21 protein-coding genes and 1 tRNA gene are annotated in these 23,755 nt (G+C 62.6%); 5 read left to right on the top strand and 17 right to left on the bottom strand.

From position 1 onward, the window contains the following. Positions 1 to 14: 14 nt before the first annotated feature. The 4 genes from ACFE72_RS00455 to ACFE72_RS00470 form a co-directional block, all read right to left on the bottom strand. Positions 15 to 2,573 (bottom strand): TonB-dependent receptor, encoded by a 2,559-nt coding sequence (locus ACFE72_RS00455; RefSeq protein WP_375411075.1) that lies wholly within the window; start codon positions 2,571 to 2,573, stop codon positions 15 to 17. A gap of 266 nt (positions 2,574 to 2,839) precedes the next feature. Continuing rightward, on the bottom strand, positions 2,840 to 3,079 hold the full coding sequence (locus ACFE72_RS00460; protein WP_375411076.1) for a hypothetical protein: 240 nt from the start codon (positions 3,077 to 3,079) through the stop codon (positions 2,840 to 2,842). Positions 3,080 to 3,257: 178 nt separating this feature from the next. Beyond that, complete coding sequence (locus ACFE72_RS00465; RefSeq protein WP_375411077.1) at positions 3,258 to 4,037, bottom strand: 2-keto-4-pentenoate hydratase; 780 nt, start codon at positions 4,035 to 4,037, stop codon at positions 3,258 to 3,260. Positions 4,038 to 4,057: 20 nt separating this feature from the next. Next, positions 4,058 to 4,516 carry a MarR family winged helix-turn-helix transcriptional regulator gene (locus ACFE72_RS00470; protein ID WP_375411078.1) on the bottom strand — a complete coding sequence of 153 codons (459 nt, stop codon included), beginning with the start codon at positions 4,514 to 4,516 and terminating at the stop codon, positions 4,058 to 4,060. Between the two features lie 139 nt (positions 4,517 to 4,655). Here ACFE72_RS00470 and ACFE72_RS00475 point away from each other — a divergent pair, with 139 nt between their 5' ends. From ACFE72_RS00475 to ACFE72_RS00490, 4 genes are all read left to right on the top strand, one after another. Beyond that, positions 4,656 to 5,831, top strand: a complete 1,176-nt coding sequence (locus ACFE72_RS00475; RefSeq protein ID WP_375411079.1) for an efflux RND transporter periplasmic adaptor subunit — start codon at positions 4,656 to 4,658, stop codon at positions 5,829 to 5,831. A gap of 3 nt (positions 5,832 to 5,834) precedes the next feature. Beyond that, positions 5,835 to 8,993, top strand: coding sequence for a multidrug efflux RND transporter permease subunit (locus tag ACFE72_RS00480; protein ID WP_375411080.1), 3,159 nt, complete (start codon positions 5,835 to 5,837; stop codon positions 8,991 to 8,993). A gap of 121 nt (positions 8,994 to 9,114) precedes the next feature. Then, positions 9,115 to 9,717 (top strand): invasion associated locus B family protein, encoded by a 603-nt coding sequence (locus ACFE72_RS00485; protein WP_375411081.1) that lies wholly within the window; start codon positions 9,115 to 9,117, stop codon positions 9,715 to 9,717. A 167-nt stretch (positions 9,718 to 9,884) separates the two neighbouring features. Continuing rightward, on the top strand, positions 9,885 to 10,358 hold the full coding sequence (locus ACFE72_RS00490; protein ID WP_375411082.1) for a VOC family protein: 474 nt from the start codon (positions 9,885 to 9,887) through the stop codon (positions 10,356 to 10,358). A 168-nt stretch (positions 10,359 to 10,526) separates the two neighbouring features. Here ACFE72_RS00490 and ACFE72_RS00495 read toward each other — a convergent pair whose 3' ends face one another. From ACFE72_RS00495 to ACFE72_RS00550, 12 genes are all read right to left on the bottom strand, one after another. Further along, positions 10,527 to 11,669 (bottom strand): ATP-binding protein, encoded by a 1,143-nt coding sequence (locus ACFE72_RS00495; protein WP_375411083.1) that lies wholly within the window; start codon positions 11,667 to 11,669, stop codon positions 10,527 to 10,529. Next, a complete protein-coding gene (locus ACFE72_RS00500; RefSeq protein WP_375411084.1) occupies positions 11,662 to 12,450 on the bottom strand; it encodes an alpha/beta fold hydrolase in 789 nt (262 codons plus the stop codon). Before ACFE72_RS00500 ends, ACFE72_RS00495 begins: the two co-directional genes overlap by 8 nt. A 165-nt stretch (positions 12,451 to 12,615) precedes the next feature. Then, entirely contained in the window at positions 12,616 to 14,175 is a 1,560-nt protein-coding gene (locus tag ACFE72_RS00505) for a L,D-transpeptidase (protein ID WP_375411085.1), read from the bottom strand. Positions 14,176 to 14,581: 406 nt separating this feature from the next. Then, entirely contained in the window at positions 14,582 to 15,301 is a 720-nt protein-coding gene (locus ACFE72_RS00510; RefSeq protein WP_375411086.1) for an ABC transporter ATP-binding protein, read from the bottom strand. Further along, the gene (locus ACFE72_RS00515; protein WP_375411087.1) at positions 15,298 to 16,065 is read right to left on the bottom strand and encodes an ABC transporter ATP-binding protein; all 768 of its coding nucleotides are present in this window, start codon (positions 16,063 to 16,065) and stop codon (positions 15,298 to 15,300) included. Before ACFE72_RS00515 ends, ACFE72_RS00510 begins: the two co-directional genes overlap by 4 nt. After that, complete coding sequence (locus ACFE72_RS00520) at positions 16,055 to 17,044, bottom strand: branched-chain amino acid ABC transporter permease (RefSeq protein WP_375411088.1); 990 nt, start codon at positions 17,042 to 17,044, stop codon at positions 16,055 to 16,057. The genes ACFE72_RS00515 and ACFE72_RS00520 overlap by 11 nt, the downstream gene beginning before the upstream one ends. Positions 17,045 to 17,099: 55 nt before the next feature. Beyond that, positions 17,100 to 17,963, bottom strand: coding sequence for a branched-chain amino acid ABC transporter permease (locus tag ACFE72_RS00525; RefSeq protein WP_375411089.1), 864 nt, complete (start codon positions 17,961 to 17,963; stop codon positions 17,100 to 17,102). 89 nt (positions 17,964 to 18,052) lie between these two features. Beyond that, positions 18,053 to 19,303 carry an ABC transporter substrate-binding protein gene (locus tag ACFE72_RS00530; RefSeq protein ID WP_375411090.1) on the bottom strand — a complete coding sequence of 417 codons (1,251 nt, stop codon included), beginning with the start codon at positions 19,301 to 19,303 and terminating at the stop codon, positions 18,053 to 18,055. 114 nt (positions 19,304 to 19,417) lie between these two features. Next, positions 19,418 to 20,143 (bottom strand): spermidine synthase, encoded by a 726-nt coding sequence (locus tag ACFE72_RS00535; RefSeq protein ID WP_375411091.1) that lies wholly within the window; start codon positions 20,141 to 20,143, stop codon positions 19,418 to 19,420. Positions 20,144 to 20,274: 131 nt separating this feature from the next. Continuing rightward, positions 20,275 to 20,348 (bottom strand) — tRNA-Gln (locus ACFE72_RS00540). A 456-nt stretch (positions 20,349 to 20,804) separates the two neighbouring features. Next, on the bottom strand, positions 20,805 to 21,761 hold the full coding sequence (locus ACFE72_RS00545) for a hypothetical protein (protein ID WP_375411092.1): 957 nt from the start codon (positions 21,759 to 21,761) through the stop codon (positions 20,805 to 20,807). 26 nt (positions 21,762 to 21,787) lie between these two features. Then, positions 21,788 to 22,228, bottom strand: a complete 441-nt coding sequence (locus tag ACFE72_RS00550) for a rhodanese-like domain-containing protein (protein WP_375411093.1) — start codon at positions 22,226 to 22,228, stop codon at positions 21,788 to 21,790. A 98-nt stretch (positions 22,229 to 22,326) separates the two neighbouring features. Between ACFE72_RS00550 and ftrA the strand changes: the two genes are divergently transcribed. Further along, positions 22,327 to 23,355, top strand: coding sequence for a transcriptional regulator FtrA (gene ftrA / locus ACFE72_RS00555; RefSeq protein ID WP_375411234.1), 1,029 nt, complete (start codon positions 22,327 to 22,329; stop codon positions 23,353 to 23,355). Here ftrA and ACFE72_RS00560 read toward each other — a convergent pair. Next, positions 23,327 to 23,755 carry a VOC family protein gene (locus ACFE72_RS00560; RefSeq protein WP_375411094.1) on the bottom strand — a complete coding sequence of 143 codons (429 nt, stop codon included), beginning with the start codon at positions 23,753 to 23,755 and terminating at the stop codon, positions 23,327 to 23,329. The two genes, ftrA and ACFE72_RS00560, sit on opposite strands and share 29 nt — an antisense overlap.

The following is a 23,755-nucleotide window of genomic DNA, read 5'->3' on the forward strand; positions in this document are numbered from 1 at the left end:
AGGAAAGGGAGCGATCAGTACCTTGCCGACAACACAATATAAGCCGCGCGCCCCGGCGCTTCGAGAACGAACGGCGCGGCGCTCTGGTACAACGCGTCGTAATAGAGCTTGTTGAAGACGTTGTTCACGAACAGCTTGACCTTCCAGTGCTTGTCGATCTGTGCTTCGGCGAAGGCGTCGAAGCGCCAGTAGCCCGGAAGCTGGGTTCCCTGGTTGGCGGCAAGGAAGGTGCCGCCGTAGATCTTCGAGCGATATACCGCCTGTCCGCCGACTTCCCAGATGTCGGTGACCTGGTACTTGGTCAGCAGGCTGAACGATTGATGTGCGACATTGGACAGCGGCAGGCCGACATTGGTGGAATACAGCGCGGTGTTCGCCGGCGGAATCAGCGACTTCGTAACCTTCGTATCCATCAGCACAAGGCCGCCGAAGAGGCTCCATTTGTCGGTGATCTTGCCGGCGACGCCGAGATCGATGCCTTGGATACGATAAGCGGCGCCCGCCGTGATGCAGGAGATGTTGCCCACCGGTGCCGGAGCGGGAAACGGACACGCTGCCGTTGCCGTTGCCGCGGTGACATTGCGCGACTCGCGGGCGTTTTCCTTTTCCGTCTGGAACAGCGCCGCCGTGACCAGCAGGCGCTTGTCGAACAGTTCGAACTTGGTGCCGACTTCCGCCGCCTGATTTTGCTCGGGTCCGAAAATCTGGGTCAGGTTGCCGTTCAGGACCGGCGCCAGGCCGCCATATTGGGCGGCGGTGCCGTCGAACTCCGCGCCGACCGGATTCGATGAAGTCGCATAGGCCGCGTAGACGCTGGCCCAAGGCAGCGGCTTGTACACAACGCCGCCGTTGTAATTGATCATCCTGAATTCCGCCGCCTGTGAACCGAACGTGTTCGGTTTGGCGTTCACGGTTGCATAGCCGGTGGTATTGATGCCGTAATTGTCAAAGCGAACGCCGCCGTTCAGAAACAGCACGTCGTTGTAATTGGCGGTATCGAGGACGTAAAAACTCTGCGTACCAACCGAGACGGTGGTCGGCAACCCGGTCAGTTGCGGGTTGGTGCCGAACGGAAGGTCAGTGAACTGCGGGTTGAATATGTTCACGCCGGTGAGCGAACCGGAACCGCTGAAACCGCCGGGCAACGCTTCGGAACTAAGCCCCGCATATCTGTCGATGCTGACGTGTTCACGCGAAATTTCGAGGCCGGAGACGGCGTTGTGCCTGAACGGGCCGGTGTCGAATTTGTACGCCGCCTCGGTCTGGTTGGCGACAACCTCCGTGGTCTGGTAGCGGCTTTGGGGATTGGCGCTGAGCGTCCACAGCAGCGGATTCGGATTGGTGATGACCGGCGCTTCCGGCAATGTCCCGACGTAGTCGAGCACCGAGCGCTGTACCCTGGTCTTGTTGCTCACGGTCAGTTCGGGACTGATTACGACTTCGGCGTTCACGGTCCCGATGTCCTGCGTGATGTTGGAATAGTCGCGGTTGGGGAAGCCGTAGAAATTTGCACGGTTGACGCCGAAATCCGGGAACGGTCCGCCGGCGGTGGTCGCCGTGCTGGGCCGGTAATACGGCACGCCGAAGTCCGGCAATCCGTGCAAATTGGTGTGGATGTAGTTCGCCGTCACCTTCACCGCGTCGAATGGCGTCCAGGCCACCGCCCCGAAGCCGCCGTTGCGGTCGTCCCTGACGCGGTCGCGGCCGGCTATATTGGCTTCCTGGAACAGGCCGCCGGCGCGCACTGCGAGCGTCGGGCTGATCACCTGGTTGGCGTCCAGCACGATGCGCTTGGTCATGTCGGTGCCGAAGGTGGTATCCATGTTGTAGAAATTGCCGGCGGTGGTGGCCTGTTTGGTGACGATGTTGATGGCGCCGCCGGTGGTGCCGCGTCCGGCAAAGGACGAGCCGGGCCCGCGCAAAATCTCGACCTGTTCGGTGAAGAAATTTTCGCGGACGCTGACGCCGGGATCGCGCACCCCATCGATGAAAACGTCGTTGCGCGCGTCGAAGCCGCGAATGAAGAAGCGGTCGCCGAAGGCATTGCCGCCCTCGCCGGTTCCCAGCGTTACCCCCGCCGTGCTCAGCAGCGCCTGCTTCAGCGTGGTGGCGTTCTTGTCTTCCAGGACGTCCTTGGTCAGGACGGTGATCGATTTCGGCGTGTTGGCGATCGGCTGCGGAAACTTGCTGGAGGCCTGTACCCCGGTGGCCAAATAGGGCGCCGACGGGTTGGCGTAGGGATCGCGGTCGGCGCGCAAGCCGGCGGCGTTGGGAAACGGCACCGCTGCCACTTGCGCCGGTTGCGCGCGCCGCGCTGCGCGGCGCAGCGCACTGCGCGCCCTCACCTGATCCGCCGAAGGCCGTGTTGCGGCGGGGCGCGGGCGCGCGACGGGAGCATCGACCATCACCGGCGGCAGGTTCGATTGCTGCGCTTCGGCGCCGGAGAACGAGGCGACGGCGATCAAGCCGGCCACCGCCGAAACTCGTTTGCCGGAATAGCTCTCCGAATGTTCCTGAACTTGACCTGCTGCTGCGATTGAGCGCAACGATCTCGGCAGTTTCGCCTGGCCCATGATCCGCCCCTTTGGATTTCCAATTTGCTCACCCCTGGTCGACCGGCAATGAGCGTCCCAGGGGTTTTGGTATCCAGCAGGAAAATTCGGGTCAACGCGAATAGGTCTAATATCGGCGCGGCGTTATTTGAATCTGTCCAGATCAAAACGATTCTAATATAGATTCTAAATCATGCACCCGGTTCACGCGAACGATTACGTTTCGGCGTGATTTTATAGCCACAGATTGAAATGGTTCTAAACGCTTCCGGTCGCCGACGCGCGGATCAATCGGTGCTCGGCGGCTTCATCAGCGAAAACAATTCATCGACGGTCTGCTGCGCGGTGTGCCGCACGCGGTCCGAATTTTCCATTCCGGCGATATTGATCCCGCCTACCACCGCTTTGATCTCATCGCGAAAATCGGTGAGAAACGTCAGGGGATTCGGCGAATTGTTGGCGACCCGCGCGATCAGGCCCGTGATCAAAATCTGACAGGCAATCATTCGTCCATTGAATTCGTCCATCGCGCGCCCCCGATTGGCTTGCCGTCGCGCAAAGAACTGGCGACGCGCGCTTCCGTTACAACATTGCCGTGCAACGACGCAACCGGGCGATGATGCGGAATCGACGCGGGCGTTCGAATGTTACGCGCTGCATTGCGACCGGACACGGAATACGACTCGTGCTCCGGACGCAGCGCGGCTAGTCCAGCGCGACGGCGACCTTGCCGAAACCGCCGAAGTCCACTTCGAAGCGGTCGCCCGATTGAATCGGCAGCGGCGGATGGCAGGTGCCCGTCGTCACCACCTCGCCTGCTTTCAGCGTGATGTCCAGTTGCCGCAGTTCATTGGCAAGCCAGGTCAGCGCAATACGTGGATCGCCGAGCACGTTTCTGCCATGGCCGACATAACGCCGGCCGCGCAGCGTCACCACCGGCCTGTGCTCAACCAGATCGACCGCGCGCCAGTCCGCAGCCGTCGGCGCTCCCAGCACAAACAAATGCGCGCAGGCATTGTCGGCGATCAGTTGCGCTTCGCCCGCTCCGGCAAAATCGGCAAAGCGGGAATCCGGCAGTTCGATCGCCGGATGCAGCGTATCGACCGCGGCGAGAACGTCCCCGACCGAGTATGGAGTGCGACGCGGCGGCAGGCTGCGTCCGATGCGAAAGGCAAATTCGGGCTCCCCTACCCGCATCTCGTTGCCCGCCATCGGCGCCGTGCCGCCATCTTCGATGACCCGCTCGGCAAAGATGCATCCGGCCAAGGGACCGGCGACATTGATGTGCTTCTGGCCGGCTTCGCTGGTGGCCGCGATTTTCCAGCCGAACAGGCTTTCATAGTTCTGCATCGCGGCCTGAATGGCATAACCCTCGGCACGGTCCCGCGGGCGCAGCGCCGGGTCGAGATTGCACAGCTTGGTGCCGGCCTGCCAGTGATCGTGCAGGGTTTTTGCCGCGGCGGCTGTCTGGTTGTCATCGAGCATGGTTCGGATTCCTCGTCCGTTTATTTCGCCGCCACGTCGACGCTCTCGCCGACCGTCTTGATCCGTTCCTTGATATCCCGCAGCGTTTCCAGACTGGTCTTGATCGCCGGCTCCGGAATTTCCCCCAGCACGTCGATGGCGATGGCATCACGCAAGGAATCCAGATCGTCGACCAGCAGACGCCCGGCCTCGGTCAGGAACAACCGGTTGGCCCTGCGGTCCCTGGGATCGGGCCTCCGTTCCAGCAGCCCATGCTCGACGAGGCGATCGAGCAGCCGCACCAGCGAAATCGGTTGCAGTTCGAGCACATCGGCGAGATCGACTTGGGACAGACCTTCCTGCTGCCGCAATCGGAACAGTACGATCCACTGCGCACGGGTGGTGCCGCGGCCCTTGGCGCGATGATCGATGTAGTTGCGCAGCAGGCGCGAGCTTTCCACCAGTTGCGCGACCAGTTGCCGTTTCAGATCGAAAGACATCGGCTCCGAGGCCTTCAAAGCTTTCCAAAGTTTCACACTTCTCAAACGATAGTGTGTGTACACATTAAGTGCACGCACATTATATCGGTACCGGAACTGGTTTGAACACCATTACTTATTTTTGAAACCCCGAGTTCACATGACCACGTCGCGGACGATCCGTTTTTTGGTGCTGGCCGCCGCCCTGGTTGCGGCGGGTTATCTCGGCTGGCAGCGCTTTGGCAGCCCCGAGCAGGCAACCCGGGCGGATAATGCACAAAAGCCGGCCGCCGCGCCGAACGCTGTCCCGGTGACTGTCGCTGCCGTCGAGAAAGCCGACTTTCCCGTGCTGCTGACCGGGCTTGGCACGGTGCAGGGCTTCAACACCGTGGTCGTGCGCACCCGGGTCGATGGCCAGATCGACAAGATCGCCTTCAAGGAAGGCGATCTTGTCAAACAGGGCGACCTGCTGGCGCAAATCGATCCCCGCCCGTTCCAGGCCTCGCTCGACCAAGCCAAGGCCAAAAAAGCGCAGGACGAGGCCGGTCTGGCCAATGCCAACCTCGATCTGCAGCGCTACACCAAGCTTGGCGAATTCGCGACCCGGCAGCAGACCGATACCCAACGCTCCACGGTGGCCCAACTGACGGCCCAACTCGCGGCCGACGACGCCGCCATCTCGAATGCGCAGACCCAGTTCGATTACACCAGCGTCAAGGCGCCGATCTCCGGTATCGCGGGCTTGCGTCAGGTCGATGTCGGCAACATCGTCAACGCCTCGACCCAGACCGGCATCGTTACCATCGCACAGATCGAGCCTATCGCGGTGATCTTCACCGCGCCGGAAGCCCAGCTCCCCTACATCAACGAGGCGCAGGCAACGCAGCCGCGGAAAGTGACGGCGTTCACCACCGATGGCGCCAAGCAGTTGTCGGAAGGGTCGCTGTCGGTCGTCAACAACCAGGTCGACACCTCAAGCGGCACCATCCGCCTCAAGGCCGTGTTCGACAACAAGAACCACGCCCTGTGGCCCGGCCAGTCGGTGTCGACGCGACTGCTGGTGACAACCTTGAAAGACGCCACGGTGATTCCGGACGACGCGGTTCAACACGGCGTCGACGGCCTTTACGCCTTCGCCGTCAATGGCGACAACAAGGCCGAGCTGCGCAAGATCAAGGTTTCCAGATCGATCGACGGCCGTTCCGTGGTGGACGAAGGCTTGAGGCCCGGCGAGCGCGTCATCGTGGCGGGGCAGTTCAAGGTGCAGCCGGGATCGACGGTGGCGACCAAGGTCGCGGCCTCGGACGCGGCGCCCGTTCCGGCCAAGGCCGAATGAGCCATGATCGAAAACCCGCCCGCCAGCATCTCCTCGCCCTTCATCCGCTATCCGATTGCGACGTCGTTGCTGATGGCCGGCATCCTGTTCGTCGGCCTCGTGGCCTACCCGCTGCTTCCGGTGGCCCCGCTGCCGCAGGTCGATTTCCCCACCATCCAGGTCGCGGCATCCTTGCCGGGCGGCAGCCCGGAGACGATGGCCTCGTCGGTGGCGCAGCCGCTGGAACGGCAACTGGCGCAAATTCCCGGCGTCGCCCAGATGACGTCGACAAGTTCGCTCGGCACCACCGCGGTCACCATCCAGTTCGACCTCAACCGCAGCATCGACGGTGCCGCCAACGACGTGCAGGCGGCGATCAACGCCGCCGGCGGCCAGTTGCCGAAGAATCTCCCCTCGCCGCCGACCTATCGCAAGGTCAACCCGGCGGACTCGCCGATCCTGCTGCTGTCGGCGACCTCGGACACGCTGCCGCTGACCACGGTGAGCGACGCCGTCGATGCCCAGCTTGCGCAGCAGATCAGCCAGATTTCCGGCGTGGCGCAGGTTTCGATCGGCGGTCAGCAGAAGCCCGCGGTGCGCATCCAGATCGATCCCGCAAAGCTGGTGGCAAAGGGCCTGCAGCTCGAAGACGTCCGCGCCGTGGTCGCGACCACCACCGTCGACAGCCCGAAGGGCAACATCGACGGCGACAAGAAAAGCTACACCATCTACGCCAACGACCAGTTGCCGGACTCCAGGGACTGGAACGACGTCATCATCGCCTACCGCAACGGCGGTCCGTTGCGGATCAGCGACATCGGTCAGGCCGTCTCCGGCCCCGAAGACGCCAAGCAGGCCGCCTGGGCCAACGGCAAGCGCGGCGTGTTCCTGGTGATCTTCAAGCAGCCCGGCGCCAACGTCATCGAAACCGTCGACAAGATCAAGGCGCAGTTGCCGCGACTGGTCGCCGCGATCCCGCCGACGATCAAGATCGACATCATCAGCGACCGCACCCAGACCATCCGCGCCGCCGTGGAAGACGTCCAGTTCACGCTGCTGCTGACCATCGCGCTCGTGGTCATGGTGATCTTCCTCTTCCTGCGCAGCGTGTGGGCGACGATCATCCCGAGCATCACCGTTCCGCTGGCGCTGCTCGGCGCGTGCTCGCTGATGTGGGTGTTCGGCTACACCCTCGACAACCTCTCGCTGATGGCGCTGACGATTTCGGTCGGCTTCGTCGTCGACGATGCCATCGTGATGCTGGAGAACATCACCCGCTATATCGAGGAGGGCGAAAAACCGATGGCGGCGGCGCTGAAAGGCGCGGGCGAGATCGGGTTCACCATCGTGTCGATCAGCGTGTCGCTGGTGGCGGTGCTGATTCCGCTGCTGCTGATGGGCGGCATCATCGGGCGGCTGTTCCGCGAATTCGCGGTGACGCTGACGATGGCGATTTTCGTGTCGCTGGTGGTGTCGCTGACGCTGACCCCGATGATGGCCTCGCGCTTCCTGCGCGCGCACAAGGAAACCAGACACGGCCGTTTCTACCAATGGAGCGAGCGCGGTTTCGAGGCGATGCTGCACGCCTATGAGCGCGGCCTCGACCTCGCCCTGAAATGGCGCCTGACCACGCTCGGCATTTTCTTCGCGACGCTGGCGTTGTCGGTGTATCTGTTCGTGATCATCCCGAAGGGTTTCTTTCCGCAGCAGGACACCGGCCTGATCACCGCGAGCTCCGAAGCCGCGCAGGATATTTCCTTTGCCGACATGAAACGCCATCAGGAAGAGCTCGGCGCGATCGTGCGCGCCGACCCTGATGTCGCCAGCGCGGCGATGTCGGTCGGCGGCAGCGGCGGCGCGCTCAATACCGGGCGCATGTTCATCACCTTGAAGCCGCGCAGCGAACGCAAGGCCACCGCGCAGCAGATCATCGCGCGGCTGCGGCCGAAGCTGGAACAGGTGCAGGGCGCGCGGCTGTTCATGCAGGCGGCGCAGGACGTCCGGCTCGGCGGCCGGGCGACGCGGACGCAGTTCGAATACACCCTGCAGGACGCCAATCTTGCCGAATTGAACGAATGGGCGCCGAAGATCCTGGGCAAGCTGCAGACGCTGCCGCAACTGCGCGACGTCGCCACCGACCAGCAGACCAGGGGAACCACGCTGACGTTGACCATCGACCGCAATACCGCGTCGCGGTTCGGCATCCAGCCGCAACTGATCGACGACACGCTGTATGATGCGTTCGGCCAGCGTCAGGTCACGCAATATTTCACGCAGCTCAACAGCTATCACGTGATCCTGGAAATCCTGCCCGAACTGCAGGGCAACCTCGACACGCTGAACAAGATCTACATCAAGTCGCCCACGACCGGCGACCAGGTGCCGCTGTCGGCATTCGCGAAATGGACCAGCGTGCCGGTGCGGCCGCTGTCGATCAGCCATCAGGGCCAGTTTCCGGCCATCACCATCAGCTTCAACCTGGCCCAGGGCGTCGCCCTCGGGCAGGCAACCGAGGCCATTCAGGGTGCGATGGTCGAACTCGGCGCGCCGTCGACGCTGAACTCCAGCTTCCAGGGCACCGCGCAGGCGTTCCAGCAGTCGCTCGGCACCGTGCCGCTATTGATCCTGGCGGCGCTGGTGGTGGTGTATCTGATCCTCGGCATTCTCTACGAAAGCTACATTCACCCGCTCACGATTCTGTCGACGCTGCCCTCGGCCGGCGTCGGCGCGCTCGCGATCCTGATGATGTTCGGATACGACTTCAGCCTGATCGCGCTGATCGGCATCATTCTGTTGATCGGCATCGTCAAGAAGAACGGCATCATGATGGTCGATTTCGCGATCTCGGCGGAGCGCGACGAGCATCTGCCGGCGGAGCAGGCGATCCGCAAAGCCGCGATCCTGCGATTTCGCCCGATCATGATGACGACGATGGCCGCTTTGCTCGGCGGCGTACCGCTGATGCTGGGAACCGGCACCGGATCGGAAATCCGGCAGCCGCTCGGCTATGCGATGGTCGGCGGCCTGATCGTCAGCCAGGCGCTGACGCTGTTCACCACGCCGGTGATCTATCTCTATCTCGACCGGCTGTCCGATTTCATCTCCGGCTGGGGCCGTTCGCCCGATGCCGAGAACCGGCAGCTCGCGCCGGAGCACGGCCCGGTCAAGCAGGCCGCGGAATAGCGGCCCGCCGCAGATTGAACCCACCGGTCCCGACCTGATTTAAGGTGTTGGTGTTTCAGACAAATTGTTGAACAATCGCTGAGGTCGGCCGGCCGGTCGATCGTCAGATGCTGGTTTGGCCATGAAAACTTTCACACTGCCGGCGATTGTCGCCGCCGCCATTGTCGCGTTCGGCCCGATCGGAGCCGTCGACGCGCAGCAGCCCGCCAAATCCAAGAGTCCCGCCAAATCCCCGCAACCGACACCGGCCGGTCCGGCGCCGTCCATGGCTGCTCCAGCCGACACCGCCAACGGCGCGGCGACGGCCACCCCGCCCTCGCCCGGCTGGGTCGCGCGATGCGGCAGCGCCAGCCGCGACGCGCCGCTCGAATGCGCCATCGAGCAAAACGCCGTGCTGTCGCGCACCGGTCAGTTGGTCATCGCCGTCAACATCCGCGTCCCCGCCGACACCCATGCGCCGTCGGCATTGATCCAGCTTCCGCTGGGGATGAACATTCCGAACGGCGCCAGGCTGCAGGTCGACGACGGCAATACCACGGACCTGCAAATCCAGACCTGCGAAGCCCGCGGCTGCTACGCCGGAACGGCGATCGCGCCGGAGCTGCTGGCGGCGATGAAATCCGGCAAGCAGTTGAAGGTGTCGTTCCAGAACCTGAACAAGGAAACCCTGACGGTGCCGCTGCCGCTTGCCGATTTCGCCGCGGCATATGAGAAGATAAAGTAACCTCTACGAGTCGTCCCCGCGCAGGCGGGGACCCCTGACCACCGCGCTGGTGATGGCGCAATGCGTTTGTCCCCGGTGCCACCAAGCAACGGCACGGCGCATGGGTCCTCGCCTGCGCGGGGACGACGAAGATCTGCGGACGTCAAAAGACCGACAAAGGAGGCGCAATGGCCAAGAACACGATCTGCCTGTGGTACAACGGGGACGCGGAAGCTGCGGCGCGCTTCTACGCCGAAACCTTTCCCGACAGCGCCGTGGGTGCCGTCCACCGCGCACCCAGCGACTACCCTTCCGGAAAGAAAGGCGACGTGCTGACGGTAGAATTCACCGTTGCCGGCGTGCCCTGTATCGGCCTCAACGGCGGTCCCGCGTTCAGGCATAACGAGGCTTTCTCGTTTCAGATCGCCACCGACGATCAGCAGGAGACCGACCGCCTGTGGAACGCCATTGTCGGCAATGGCGGCCAGGAGAATGCGTGCGGCTGGTGCAAGGACAAATGGGGCCTGTCCTGGCAGATCACGCCGCGCGTGCTGACGGAGGCGATGGCGGCCGGCGGCGATGAAGCAGAGCGGGCATTCGAGGCCATGATGGGCATGAAGAAGATCGACGTCGCCGCGATCAAGGCGGCGCGGCGCGGCTGAGTTTCAGGCTTCCGCTTGCGCATGATGCGTTTTGTTGAATCGCCGTCGCGAGCCGACGGGTCCGGCTTCGCCGGCCCGATGACCGGGTCCGCGAAGCAATCCAGAGCCGCAGGGCAGACCGGATCGCTTCGTCGCCTCGCAATGATGCATTGCGACCTGATATCACGCTCAAGTGCTGGTTTGCCGCAGCGGCAAAGCCTCGAGCGGATGGAGAGGCATCGTGAAAATGAAGCGGGTTTCATCCGGTTCGGACGTCACGTCAATCCTGCCGCCATGCGCCCGCGCGATCTGCGAGGCGATATGAAGTCCGAGGCCGAGGCCCTGACGGCTGCGCCGCACCTCGCCACGAAAAAACGGTTCGAACAGCTTCGCCATCGCCGCCGCCGGAAGTGGTTCACCGGCGTTTGCGACCCAGAGTTCGAATTTGCCGCCTACGGTTTTCGCTCCCACGCGCACCGGCTGGTCAGGCGCTCCGTGCGTGAGAGCGTTGCCGATCAGATTCGACGCCAGTTGTCCGATCCGCGTGCGGTCGCAGTCGATGTTATCCGTTATGTCAAAACTGGTTTCGATCACGCGCCGGGGCGAGGCCGTGCGTAATTCGTCGACGACCTGCTCGAGGACCGGTTTCAGCGGTCGGTCCGCGTCGCGGCTCAAGGTGATGCCTCCGCCCAGCCGTCCGCGCGCGAAATCCAGAACGTTGTCGATCAGGTCCGCCATGCGGGCGACGGTAGTGTTGATCATGTCGATGACGCGAAGTTCCCTTTCACCCTGCAGCGCGGCTGAGCGCTGCAGGATTCCCGCGCCGGCGCCGATTGCCGCGAGCGGATTGCGCAGGTCATGGCCCAGGACGGCGATAAACTGTTCGCGCAGTTCGGCGGTCTCCCGCTCGCTGGCAAGTCCCTGCTGAAGCTCCGATCTCGAAGCAATCAATTGGCGTTCGTAGCGCCGCCGGTCGGCCGCCTTGATGACGACCAGCGCCGTGAACAGGACCCCGCCATCGGGACCGCGGCGTTCGGCGGCGTTGGCGATCACCGGCAGCCGCTCGCCGGCGGCGGTTTCGAAGTCCAGCGCGAACTCGTGGAAGAAACCCTGCATTCGCAGCAGCGGCGCGATGTGGGTTTCGTAGTAGATACGGCCCGCCATGTTCAGGAATTGATGAAGACGGCCGCCGACGAATTTGTCGGGCGCAAATCCCGTCCAGGCTGCGAGCGTGGCGTTGACCTTCACTATGCGCCCGTCCGGTCCGATCGTGAGGTAGCCGCAAGGGGCGTTCTCGAACAGATCGCGGTACTCGCCGGCCGTCTCAGACATATGCCCGAATGGCCGAGACGACCTCCGCGGGCGCGCTCAGGTTCGGACAGTGCCCGGTGGCCTTGAGGAAGACGATCTCGCTGCCCGGAATCCTGCTGCGGACGAACCTTCCAACTTCCTCGGAGGCGATGATGTCCTCGCTGCATTGAAGGATCAGGGTTGGAACCTTGACCTTGGCAAGATCGCTTCTGTTATCCGAGGTGAAGGTGACGCGCGCGAAAGCCTTGGCGATCTCCGGGTCGGTCCGGCAGAAGCTGTTGGTCAGTTCCTCGCCGAGTTCGGGCCGAGCCGGATTGCCCATGATGGAAGGTGCCATGGCGGCGGACCAGCCCATATGGTTGTCCTCCAGGAATTCGAGCAGTTCCGCGATCTGTTTTTCGCTGAAGCCGCCGACATATTCGCCGTCGTCGATGTATCGGGGGGACGGGCCGACCAGCACCATGCGGCCGAACAGGTCGGGCGCCTGCAATGAAGCCAGCACGCCGATCATCGCACTGACCGAATGACCGACGAAGACGGCGTCCTTCAACTTGAGCTCACGGCCGATCTCCACGAGGTCTTCGGCATAGCCGTGAAGCGTCGAATATTTGGCCCGGTCGTAGGCCGCCAAGTCCGATCCACCGGCACCGACGTGGTCGAAAAGCACGACCTTGAAGTCGTTCTCGAACTCCGGCGCGACGAAACGCCACATGTTCTGATCGCAGCCGAAACCGTGGGCGAACACCATGCCCCGGTCACCCCGTCCACTCACATGGACGTTGTTTCTCGCCAATACATCCATGCTTGATCCTCATGTCCCCAGCATCTAATGCCGATCGGGGGTGCAATTCCAGCGCGTTTGCGATGCAGCAGGTTCTGATCGCAGATGCGGACGCAAGGCAAGAGCTACGGATGCTATTTTGTTCCGTTCGCAGATTTGGCGGTCGTGCGGACGGCGGCGACCTCTTCACCAACCCGGTTGCACTTGAAAGGTGCGCGGTTGCACCTGCTGATAGATCTGGCCACCACGCCGGCGCGGATCGCCGAGCTGGTTGCCTTGGGAGTCCCAACCGCGCTGAAAGAACGAGCCGAAGCCGAAGCCGGCGTCGCTTGCGACCTCGACATTGACCGTAGGCTTGCGCGTGATAAAGCCGCCCTGGGGCTGGTTGCTCAGCACCGCAACGAACTCGGTTCGGTAGTTGGTCTCGCGGCTCAGCGGCTCGTCCGATATGACGATCGAGGATCGCGGCAGCGCGGTCAGCGCCACGCGATCGAGCACCTCCAGGGGGAAGGTGACGCGGTCGAGCGCGCCGCTCGCGCCGTCTGCGTGGTCGATCGTGACCGCGGTCCAGCGCAGCCCCGCATCGTTGCGGGCCGCGGCGGTGAACACATGCGTACCGATCGGCCGGTCGGGATCGCGGATCGTGACCGGAACCTCGATGGTTGCATCGAACACCTCGCCGCCCCCGTCCGGCGCCGGCCTGTGCGTGTTGCGCCGTACGTAAAGCTTCTGCGTCGCGCGACTGATGAAGATCGAAAACGGCTCGAGCGCGAGCTTCGCCTCGCTTGCCGCCCTGGCGGTGTCGGCCTTCCTGGTCTGGGCCGTCTTGACGGCTTCCTTTGCGGCAGCGGCGGCGGCGAACTTCGACGCCGCCTCGGCTTTGGCGGTGTCGAGCTGCGTCTCCGCGTCGGTAGCCCTGGCGGCGGCGGTCTGCTTCCGCTCCCCGGCCCCCGCTTTGGCCTCGTCCGTTCTCGCGCCGGCCAGCACCTTCTCGGCGGTCGCGCGTTCGGCGTCGGCGCGGGTCTTGAGCGCTTGCAGTTTGCGCAGCGACGCCGTCAGCGAGGTCGTCTCGCGCGCCGCGGACGCCGCGGCCTTCCTCGTCTCGTCGGCGGTTCTGGCGGCCTCCTCGGCCTCACGGGCGAGCGCCTCGGCCCTGGCCGGTGCGGCCGCGATGGCCTCCGCCTTCGGCATCGGCAACGCCGGATGTGAGAACGCGACCGGCTCGGCGTCGTTCGGGGAGATGATCACGCGCATCCCGATCCATGTCTTGTCGAACAGCTTCTCGGCAAAGCCATAGGGCATCCGCACGCAGCCGTGCGAGGCCGCATATCCCGGCAGCGGCCCGCCATGCAGCGCGACCCCGTTCCAGGTGATGCGCTGCATGTTCGGCATCCAGGCGTCGTCATACATGCTCGAATGGTGGTCCTTGTCCTTCTCGACAACGGCGAAGATGCCGGCCGGCGTCTCGCGTTCCGCGGTGCCGGTCGACACCGGAGCGCGCAGGATCCAGCCGTCGGCATCGTAGAACGTGACGTGCTGGGTCTTGATCGACACGATCGCCATGATGGGCTCGCCTGCCTCGCGCGGAGCCATCGCCTCAGGGATCGGCGCGGGGCGCGCCGGTCTCGCCGCGACGCCTGATGTCAGCGCCGTCAGTGCGGCAATCGCCGCGAGCGTCGCCACAGCCGGAAAATGCCTGCGCCGCATCGCCGCGCCGGGTCGCGACGCTGGTGATCTGTTTTCCATGCCATGTCCTGATTGAACGCGCGTCCGCGCTTGCGCCGATCGAATGTCAGTCCGCAACCGCTCGCAGGAACCATTGGCCCATCGCGGTAGCGATTCTTTCATATACGACAGCCGGCGCAGGAGAAAGCGTCGCCATGAAAAGATAATAACTCTCCTGGATTCACACATCTTGTCATACGCGGGCTTGACCCGCGTATCCATCCATCTTCGGAAGAGTCGTTTCGAAGCGGATGGATCGCCGGGTCAAGCCCTACTGGATGCACACATCTCGCCGTCATGCCCGGCCTTGTGCCGGGCATCCACGTCTTTCTTTCTGAGCAAAGACGTGGATGGCCGGGACAAGCCCGGCCATGACGTTGAGCGCGCTGCCCGGCCTTATGCCGGGCATGATGTAGACCGCGCCGATTCACCCCGTCCCCAGATACACCTTCTGCACCTGCGGATCATTGGTAAGGTCGGCGGCGGTGCCGGACAGCACGCTTTTCCCCACCTGCAGCACGGTGGCGAAATCCGAAACTTCCAGCGCCAGCTCGATCGACTGCTCGGCGAGCAGGATGGTCAGTCCCTGCTTGTGCAGCCGCCCAAACGTCTCGTACATCGACTCCACCACGGTCGGCGCAAGGCCCAGCGAGGGCTCGTCCAGCATCAACAGTTTCGGATCGCTCATCAAGGCACGGCCGACCGCCAGCATCTGGCGCTCGCCGCCGGACATGGTGCCGGCGCGCTGGCTGCGCCGCTCGGCGAGTTTCGGAAAGATGTCGTAGACGCGCTCGAGCAGCACGGCGGTGCGCGATCTGTCGCGCAGCGGCGTGGCGCCGAGCCTGAGGTTGTTCTCGACGCTTTGCTGCACGAACAGCCGCCAGCCTTCCGGCGACAGCGCAAGGCCCTTGCGGACGATTGCGAATGCGCTCTGTCCCGCGATCGCCTCGCCGCGAAAGACGATCGATCCCGAATGCACCGGAATCAAACCCGCAACGGCGTTGAGCGTCGTTGTCTTGCCGCCGCCATTGGAGCCGAGCAGCGCCACCACGCTGCCCTCGGGCACTTGCAGCGATACATCCGAGACGCCGATGAGGTCGCCGTAGCGCACTTCGAGATGCCGGATCTCGAGCAGCGGCGCGCTCATGTGGCCGGCCCACCCATCAGCGCGACGGGAGTGTGGCCGGCGGCGGCCCTGGCGGCGCGGGTGCCGAGATAGGCCGCGATCACCGCGGGATCGGCGGTGACGTCGCGCGGACTGCCGCGCGCAATCTCGCGGCCCTGGTGAAACACCACCACGCGGGTCGCGAGCGACATGATGACTTCCATGATGTGCTCGACGATGACCAGCGCGATGCCGGAGCGATGGATGTCGCGGACCAGATCGATGGCAAGCTGCACCTCGCGCTGCGTCAGACCCGCCATCGCCTCATCGAGCAGCAGGATCTTCGGTTCGGTGGCGAGCGCGCGTGCGATCTCCAGCCGCTTGCGGCCCGGTGTTCCCAGCGATTTCGCCGGCGCGCCGGCCAAGCGGCTCATGCCGACGCGCTCCAGCACCGCGCGGGCCCTGGCTTCAGCCTCCGACCGGTGCGGCGTTCGCAGAAATGCCCCGATCATGACATTCTCGAGCACCGACATGCCTTCGAACGTCTGCGGCACCTGGAAGGTGCGGGCGAGGCCGAGATGGGCGCGGGCTTCCGGCGTCAGATCGGTGATGTCCACGTCATTCAGCAAAACCTTGCCGGAAGTCGACAACAGATCGCCGGTCAGGCAGTTGAACAGCGTGGATTTGCCTGCGCCATTGGGCCCGATCAGGCCGAGGATTTCGCCGGGCAGCAGCGTCACCGAGGCTTTGTCGACGGCCTTGAAGCTGCCGAAGGCCTTTGTCACATCGCGGGCTTCAAGGAGCATGCGTCGCGCCTTCCGTTGCGACGTCCGGCGTCTTGCCGCGCCGGGCCCAGAGCCGCTTGATCAGCGTGAGAATGCCGCCGGGCTGAAAGCGCGCGATCAACACGATGATCGCGCCGTACACCACGAAGGTCAGGCCGGCGCCCTTGCCGCCGAGCAGGTTGTTGGAAATCTCCTCCAGCGGCACCAGGATCGCAGCTCCGATCAACGGCCCGAACAGCAGGCCGGCGCCGCCCAATGCCGCCATGATCAGCATCTTCACCGAGATCAAAATGCCGAGCCCGGACTCCGGATCGACGAATCCGAACATCATCGCATAGAGCGCGCCGGCGACGCTGGTAAGGCCGGCGCTCAGCATGAAGGCGTAGAGCTTGGTGCGGCTCGCCGGCGCGCCGAGCGAACGCGCCGCGCGCTCGGAGTCCTTGATGGCGCGGAGATAAAAACCCATCCGGCTGTTGGCCATCCGCCAGGTGATCGCCAGCGTGATCATCAGCACGACGAGGAACAGATAATAATATGGCAGCGCCGAGGTGAAGGAGAGATCGAGCGCGCTGCGCGGCACCGTCGGGCCGCTGAGGCCAACGGCGGCGCCGAGATAATTGGTGTTGGTGACGATCAGGCGCACGAGTTCGGCGACGGCGATGGTCGCCATGCTGAAATAGTGGCCGGACAGACGCAGCGTCGGCACGCCGATCACAGCGGCGATCAGCACGCTGGCGACGATGCCGGCGGGAACACCAACCAGCGGCGGCAGCGCGAAATGCGAATACGCCGCCATCGATGCATAGGCGCCGCATCCGAAGAACACCACGTGCCCTACCGATACCTGGCCGGCATAGCCGCCGACGATATTCCACGCCGACGCCGCGATCGCATACAGCAGAATCAGCGCGCCGAGCCGCTGCTGAAACGGCGTCGAGAACAGCAGCGGATACGCGATCACCAGCGCAAGCGCCACCGAGGGCCACAGAAAACGCCGCATCACGTCATGTCCATCAGGTCTTGCCCATCAGGTCTTGCCCATCAGGTCTTGCCCATCAGGTCTTGCCCATCAAACCTTGCGGCCGGAACCAGAGAAAACACAGGAACAGCGCGTACACCACGATGTCCTTGTAGACGGCGCCGATCCAATAGGCCGACACCGACTCGATGACGCCGATCAGCAAGCCTGCGACCAGCGCGCCGGGCACGCTGCCGAATCCGCCCAGCGATACCGTGACGAAGGCGACGATGCCGAGCGTCTCCCCGACCGTCGGCGCGACGTAGAAGAAGGTCGCGATCAGCGCCCCTGCGATTCCGGTCGCAGCGGCGGCGATGGCCCAGGCGATCGCCTGCATGGTGTCGGGACGAATGCCCATCAGTTGCGCCGCGGTGGAATCCTCCGCCACCGCCAGCATCTTCGATCCCAGCGAGGTGCGGGTCAGCAGCACATGCAGCCCGAGCGTCACCAGCAACGCCACCACGCCGGCCAGCAGCCGCGACGCCTGGATGCGGATGCCCATCACGTCGAAGGTGCCGCCGACGATATTTTCCGGCAGCGACATGAAGTTGGCGCCGAACCCCCAGAACACCGAGTAGCGCAGCAACAGCGCGAGCCCGAAGGTGCCGAGGATCTGCGCCAGCATCGGACCTTTCATCACGCTGCGGATCAGTCCGAAATAGACGACGATGCCCAGCGTCGCCAGCACCAGCGCTGCGGCCGGCGCGCCGATGATGGGACCCGCGCCGAACAGCGTCCATACCACGAACGCCACATACATGCCGAGCATGACGAAATCGCCATGGGCGAAGTTGACGATGTTCATCATGCCCCAGATCAGGGTGAGGCCTGAGGAAAACAGCGCATAGACCGCGCCGAGCAACAGGCCGCCGACGATCACCTGAACGAGGATGGAAGACATGCCGGCCGCAGGTGAGAGTTAGGTCCGCTTGTTGAATTTTTCGGGCATGACGAGATCACGGGATGGACCTGACGTCCGCCCCCGGTCTGTCACCAGCCCTTGTAGGGCAGCGCGGGGGCGGTCTTGGCCTGGTTCCTCGGCCACACCGCGACGTAATTCTCGCCGTCCTGCAACTGGATCACCAGGCCGGCGGCAAGCACGTTCTGGCCCTTGTCGTCGAACTTGACGCCCTTGTAACCCATGATCAACTGGTCCGGCTTCAGATCGGTGGCCTTCAGCGCCGCCTGAATCCTGTCCGGCTCGGTCGACTTGGCGCGGTCGATCGCATCGCAGAGAACCAGGAATCCCTGCATCTGGCGCGCCGAGGTGTCGTCGAGATCGTCGCCGCTGCGTTTCTTGTACATCTCGTTGATCAGGAACGACGGCGATCCCGGAGGTCCGATCGCGAAAGACGACCGGTTGAACACGCCTTGCGCGATCTTGCCCACCGCCTTGATGAAGGACGGATCGGAAAAACCGGAATTGTCCGCGATCAACATCGGCGGCTTGTAGTCGAGCGCCTGCATGGTCTTGGCATACAGGATCGCGTCGGACGTATAGCTGACCATGATGACGACGTCCGGCTTCTTGTCCTTGAGCTGAAGCACCTGGCTTTGCACGTCGGTGGTGTTGGCGGAATACGGAATATCCAGCGTGATGCCGAGGCCGTTGTCCTTGAAGACGCTGGTGATGACGCTCGCCACCGAGGTGCCGTATTCGGTGTTTTCGTGGACGATCGCGACGCTATCGGTCTTGACGCCGCTGGCCTTCATGTCCTTGAGAAAGTCGAGGTAGATCCTGGCGAAATCGGCCGCGACGGGCGTGACCCGGAAAAACCATTTGAAGCCGCGCTCGGTCAGGTTGGCGGCGACCGACTCGCCGTTGACATAGGGGATGCCGTATTTTTCGGAGATGGCGCTGGTCGTCAGCGTGATGCCGGACTGGTAGGCGCCGCTGAGCGCGACCACCTTTTCCTCGGTGATCAGCCGAAGCGCCTGGTTCTGGCCGACCGCGGGACTGCCCTGGTTATCGGCGAACACCACCTCGACCTTGGCGCCGCCGAGGCCGGTCAGGCCGGCATTCTTCGCCAGCGGCAGATCGCCGAGTTCGGGATGGGCATTGTTGATGATGTCCACCGCGGTTTCGATTGCGGCCTTGCCGTGCACGCCGGCGCTGGCGGCGTTGCCGCTCAGCGGATAGATGCCGCCGATCTTGACGGTGTTCTGCGCCGCCGCCGGCCCCGCGAGCACGGCGGAAATCGAGGCGGCACAAAGCAGCCCGGCGACGTAGGTGAATTTCATTTTGATTTCTCCGAAACGTTCCTACCCGATGCCGGGCTCTTGGGCCCGGATGCGCCGGGCTTAAAACGCCCGCTGCTCACTTTTGTTTGGCATGATCAGCATTGCATGCCCGGTTCACAGGGGCAAGCTGGCCTTGACCGCGACGTAGACGGTGTTGCTCGCGTCGCGATCCTGCAGCGGATTGTAGAACGTCACGACCTGCGCGTCCGATGTCGCAAACACGCTTGCCAGCCTCGCCTTGAACGCGGCATCCGGAGGGTCATTCGACCACAGCGCGAACACGCCGCCGGGATGCAGATGTCGCGCCAGCTGCCGCAGCCCTTCGGGTTCATACAGCGCGGCGTGCCGAGGATGCAGCAGATGGCGCGGCGAATGGTCGATATCGACCAGCACCGCATCGAAACGGCGGCCGGGGTTTTGCGGATCGAGACCGCCGGCTGAGCGCGCGAGTGCGAAGAAGTCGCCGTGAACCAACCGGCAGCGCTGGTCGCCCGTCAGTTGCTCGCCGAGCGGAAGCAGACCGCGTTCCTGCCATTCGATCACCTCGGCCAATGCATCGACCACGACGAGCGAACATACGCGGGTATCTTCCAGGACGGCATGCGCGGTGCATCCAAGCCCGAGCCCGCCGACGGCGACGTCGAGATCCGTTCGCTGCAGCGCCGCCAATCCCATCCGCGCCAGCGCAATCTCGGCGACCGTGAACAGGCTCGACATCAAAAATTCGTCGCCGAGCTTGATTTCATAGACATCGATTCCGGTGGAGAGCCGCCGCCGCCGCAGGCTCAGCACGCCCATCGCCGTCGGACGAAAATCCAGCTCTTCGAAATACACGCTCATGCGCGGGACCGCTCCAAACGACCGGTAGAACACGCCACAAATCGGCCGTGAGTCCGCCGCAACGAAATCACAAGACGTCCAAACCCGGTCGCGATGCCGGCGATCTCGGCAAGACCAGGGTAAATAAAAAATGGCTGGGGAACTAGGATTCGAACCTAGACAAACAGAGTCAGAGTCTGTTGTGCTACCGTTACACCATTCCCCAAAAATTGCTGAACGATCTCAAAACCTTAAGACGCCGCCGGCAGTTCGCGCGCGGGAATTCGTGATCTCCCGCCGGCTGACGGTCCTTCTAGCCGCCCGGGACGGGCTTTGGCAAGCAAGACGCGAGGTTACAGAAGGTCCGATTCCGACCGATCCAGGCAACGCTGACATCATCGCCGAGAAAGGAGCAACGGCCAATCAAGGGAATGGAACGACCGGGCGACGTCCGGCAGAACGGGTCGATGGCCAGTCTCAACACTCGACCATTTCAGACGCTTTGTGCGTCCATGCAGTCTGCTTTTCAAATTCTTCGACGCCTGAACCTCGAGCGTTAATGGTTACGCTAAGTCAAGCCTGTCATCGCCCTAAGATTGTCAATACCGCGTCGAGCGTTTCCTTGGCGCTTCTGAGCAGACATCGTCGACCGGTCGTTATCGGAAGAAACCGTTGCGCGGCGTCAAAACCTAGATGCGGTAGATGAGGTTTTCCTCAGATTTGAGGAAAGATCCCCGCCGATGGTTGGCGTAAGTCCCTTCATTTTGTTTCTGGTCGCGCCAAGCGAAAGAGAAACTTTCATGATAGCCACGCACTGAACCAGAATCGCAACAACCCCAATCAATGAAAGCTCCAATCCTCCGCCCCATTCAAAACCCAGTGCGACGGCCGTGACCAGAGGCATAAGCACTGAGGTCGGAATGCTGCCGATCTCTGTGATCGATTGCTGCAACGTATAGGCCGGTATCACTACGGCGACCAATGATAAGAACGATGCCTTGAGAAGAAACTCCATGGACAGAACCTGCATGAGTTCCTGGATACTGATGACAAATGTTGCCGCGACAAGAAGCGGCAACCTCAAGCAGATCAGATCGACGGACGTCAGAGCATTCCGCTTCTGCACTTCGGCCGACAGAATTATATAGACGGCTGCAAACGCCCCGGCCACAAGACCGACCATCAGGCCGAGCATCTGACGTTCCGTCCCGTACTCGCGCATCTGCGGGTGAACGAAGACGACGACCATCGCCATGAACGCAATTCCGACGACGGACCAACGATTCAAGCTGCCGATGTAAGGCCATTCCCGCCCCGCAAACACCGTGAACAGAGGAACAACCGACATAAACACCACGAGTTCGACGGAGCCGGAAAGAAGTTTGATGCAGGCGAAAATACTCACCCAACACAGAAAGGTATACACATTCAGTTTCGCGAAGTTCAGCCTTTCGTCGATCATAACCTCGACAAGCCGGCTAAGGCGCATTCGATTGATTATAAGAAAGAATGCCCAACATAGAACAAAGGTCACGAAGGTCACGAGGAATGGCGAGATATTTTCGAAACTAACCTTCGCATAAACCGCCGCGCCGGCCGTGGATGGAATGTACAGCGCAATCGGCCAGTACTTCTTCATCGGACCGGTCCTCGGCTGCTAATGGGCTAGGATGTGCTATCGATCGAACCGGGCTTGCTGCCACTCACAAAAGGATACCCCTCGTCAGCCCAGCCGGTCATCCCGCCGATCATGAGCTTGACCGAGCGTCGCAACCTCAAAAGCGCGAGCGCCCCCTTATCGGCACCGTTGCAGTGCGGTCCGGCGCAATAGACGACGAATAGAGTATCTTCCGGCCATTGCTTTACTCGGTCTGCGGTTATCTCCGCGTGCGGAAGGTTCAGAGCCAACGGCACGTGCGCTTCCTGGTAGGAGGAATTGCCCCTGACATCCAAAAGAACGAAGTCGGCCACGTGCTTCGAAAGAGAATCATAAACATCCGCGCAATCCGTCTCAAATGCGAGACGCCCTGCGAAGTGGGCAGCCGCCAGTTCGGGCTGGGCGGCAGGGAATTGGGTAACGCGACTGGTAGCCTTCTCGACGGGCATTGTATGTTTCATGTGCAAACCTCCAACTGCGTAACAAAGTCGTAGCACTGCGCCGAAATCACTGGAAAGTGGACACGCCTACGATTAACATCAAGATCATGCCAAACGTAACAACACTCAGACCGCAACTTACGGGACCCCTCGTGGTCGCGCTTGCATATGAGGATCTCTGCATCTTCGAATTCAGCATTGCCGTCGAGGTCTTCGGTCTCGATCGTCCGGAACTGGGATCGGATTGGTATCGTTTTGCCGTATGCGCTGCTGAGCGCGGTCCATTATCAGCGATCGGAGGTGTTCGGATTTTGGTGGACGGCGGGCTGGAATTGCTCGAGACAGCCGACATCGTCGTGGTGCCTGGCTGGCGCTCCCCCGCCACCTCGGTGCCGGAGGAGACCAGCGCCGCCATCCGCAGGACGCATTCACGAGGCGCTCGTATCGTATCCATATGCTCCGGCGTATTCGTGTTAGCGGCCGCCGGTCTGCTGAAACGACGCCGCGCTACCACCCATTGGCGGCACATTCCTGCTCTGATGGAGGCGCATCCCGACATCGAAGTCGATCCAAACGTCATCTATATCGACGAAGGAGACGTTCTGACCTCCGCCGGCGCTGCCGCCGGAATCGATGTCTGTCTTCACATCGTACGCCGGGACTACGGCAGCGAGATAGCAAACAAGGTTGCTAGAAGGCTTGTGGTTCCGCCGCATCGTGAAGGAGGCCAGGCCCAATTCATCGAGCGTCCGATTCCTTCCATCCGCGAAGGCGCGCGACTGGGACCTTTGATCGAGCGGATGCGATCCAGGCTGAATAAGTCGCACACGATCGAATCGCTTGCCGACGAAGCTGGCATGAGCGTGCGCACTTTTGTACGGCGCTTCAAAGCAACCACCGGATTATCTCCGGGCGCATGGTTGCTTGCTGAACGTCTGGCCTACGCCCAGACCCTGCTTGAAAATGCGGAGCTGCCGATCGACGACATAGCCGCCGCGTGCGGCTTTGGATCGACGGCGACGCTGCGTCATCACTTCAGGGAACGACTGGGTACGACTCCCTCGGCATATCGCGCGACATTCACGCGGTTAGGTACGGGGTATCTGACTAAATTCGGCGCTCCCGGACCCCTGTGATCTCGATAATACCGACTTCCGGCTTGTACAGATGACAGGCGGCAATATCCGGATTGAACGTCTCGAATGGCTTTGTCAAAACAAGCCATCCCTGCTTTCTCATATCGCGATAGCCTTCATCGAAGTCGTCGACAGCAAGACAGATATGATAGGGGATGCTCGCCTTATTCTCGCGCGTGAGCCATTCTAGAAGACGGGCATTGGTGGGAAATGGCTCTACAAGTTCGATGGTCGACGTTTTGTTCGGCAACGCCAGGTAACTAATGTAGACACCTTGTGTTGAATGCGCCCGGCGCATTTCTATGATGGTGGGAAACAGCGGCAGGAGGGCGTTAGCGGTCTTCTCCGTGTTGCGCACGAGAAAACCGACGTGATCGAGCCTCATCGTTTCCAGCCTCAT

Origin of the sequence: uncultured Bradyrhizobium sp. (assembly GCF_964252615.1) — a bacterium.
In the GTDB taxonomy this organism is placed as follows: domain Bacteria; phylum Pseudomonadota; class Alphaproteobacteria; order Rhizobiales; family Xanthobacteraceae; genus Bradyrhizobium.

What these genes read in the sequence shown, in the direction of transcription:
- ACFE72_RS00455 (WP_375411075.1), bottom strand. Translation starts at nt 2,573, where the DNA reads ATGGGCCAGGCGAAACTGCCGAGATCGTTGCGCTCAATCGCAGCAGCA.
- ACFE72_RS00460 (WP_375411076.1), bottom strand. Translation starts at nt 3,079, where the DNA reads ATGGACGAATTCAATGGACGAATGATTGCCTGTCAGATTTTGATCACG.
- ACFE72_RS00465 (WP_375411077.1), bottom strand. Translation starts at nt 4,037, where the DNA reads ATGCTCGATGACAACCAGACAGCCGCCGCGGCAAAAACCCTGCACGAT.
- ACFE72_RS00470 (WP_375411078.1), bottom strand. Translation starts at nt 4,516, where the DNA reads ATGTCTTTCGATCTGAAACGGCAACTGGTCGCGCAACTGGTGGAAAGC.
- ACFE72_RS00475 (WP_375411079.1), top strand. Translation starts at nt 4,656, where the DNA reads ATGACCACGTCGCGGACGATCCGTTTTTTGGTGCTGGCCGCCGCCCTG.
- ACFE72_RS00480 (WP_375411080.1), top strand. Translation starts at nt 5,835, where the DNA reads ATGATCGAAAACCCGCCCGCCAGCATCTCCTCGCCCTTCATCCGCTAT.
- ACFE72_RS00485 (WP_375411081.1), top strand. Translation starts at nt 9,115, where the DNA reads ATGAAAACTTTCACACTGCCGGCGATTGTCGCCGCCGCCATTGTCGCG.
- ACFE72_RS00490 (WP_375411082.1), top strand. Translation starts at nt 9,885, where the DNA reads ATGGCCAAGAACACGATCTGCCTGTGGTACAACGGGGACGCGGAAGCT.
- ACFE72_RS00495 (WP_375411083.1), bottom strand. Translation starts at nt 11,669, where the DNA reads ATGTCTGAGACGGCCGGCGAGTACCGCGATCTGTTCGAGAACGCCCCT.
- ACFE72_RS00500 (WP_375411084.1), bottom strand. Translation starts at nt 12,450, where the DNA reads ATGGATGTATTGGCGAGAAACAACGTCCATGTGAGTGGACGGGGTGAC.
- ACFE72_RS00505 (WP_375411085.1), bottom strand. Translation starts at nt 14,175, where the DNA reads ATGGAAAACAGATCACCAGCGTCGCGACCCGGCGCGGCGATGCGGCGC.
- ACFE72_RS00510 (WP_375411086.1), bottom strand. Translation starts at nt 15,301, where the DNA reads ATGAGCGCGCCGCTGCTCGAGATCCGGCATCTCGAAGTGCGCTACGGC.
- ACFE72_RS00515 (WP_375411087.1), bottom strand. Translation starts at nt 16,065, where the DNA reads ATGCTCCTTGAAGCCCGCGATGTGACAAAGGCCTTCGGCAGCTTCAAG.
- ACFE72_RS00520 (WP_375411088.1), bottom strand. Translation starts at nt 17,044, where the DNA reads ATGCGGCGTTTTCTGTGGCCCTCGGTGGCGCTTGCGCTGGTGATCGCG.
- ACFE72_RS00525 (WP_375411089.1), bottom strand. Translation starts at nt 17,963, where the DNA reads ATGTCTTCCATCCTCGTTCAGGTGATCGTCGGCGGCCTGTTGCTCGGC.
- ACFE72_RS00530 (WP_375411090.1), bottom strand. Translation starts at nt 19,303, where the DNA reads ATGAAATTCACCTACGTCGCCGGGCTGCTTTGTGCCGCCTCGATTTCC.
- ACFE72_RS00535 (WP_375411091.1), bottom strand. Translation starts at nt 20,143, where the DNA reads ATGAGCGTGTATTTCGAAGAGCTGGATTTTCGTCCGACGGCGATGGGC.
- ACFE72_RS00545 (WP_375411092.1), bottom strand. Translation starts at nt 21,761, where the DNA reads ATGAAGAAGTACTGGCCGATTGCGCTGTACATTCCATCCACGGCCGGC.
- ACFE72_RS00550 (WP_375411093.1), bottom strand. Translation starts at nt 22,228, where the DNA reads ATGCCCGTCGAGAAGGCTACCAGTCGCGTTACCCAATTCCCTGCCGCC.
- ftrA (WP_375411234.1), top strand. Translation starts at nt 22,327, where the DNA reads ATGCCAAACGTAACAACACTCAGACCGCAACTTACGGGACCCCTCGTG.
- ACFE72_RS00560 (WP_375411094.1), bottom strand. Translation starts at nt 23,755, where the DNA reads ATGAGGCTGGAAACGATGAGGCTCGATCACGTCGGTTTTCTCGTGCGC.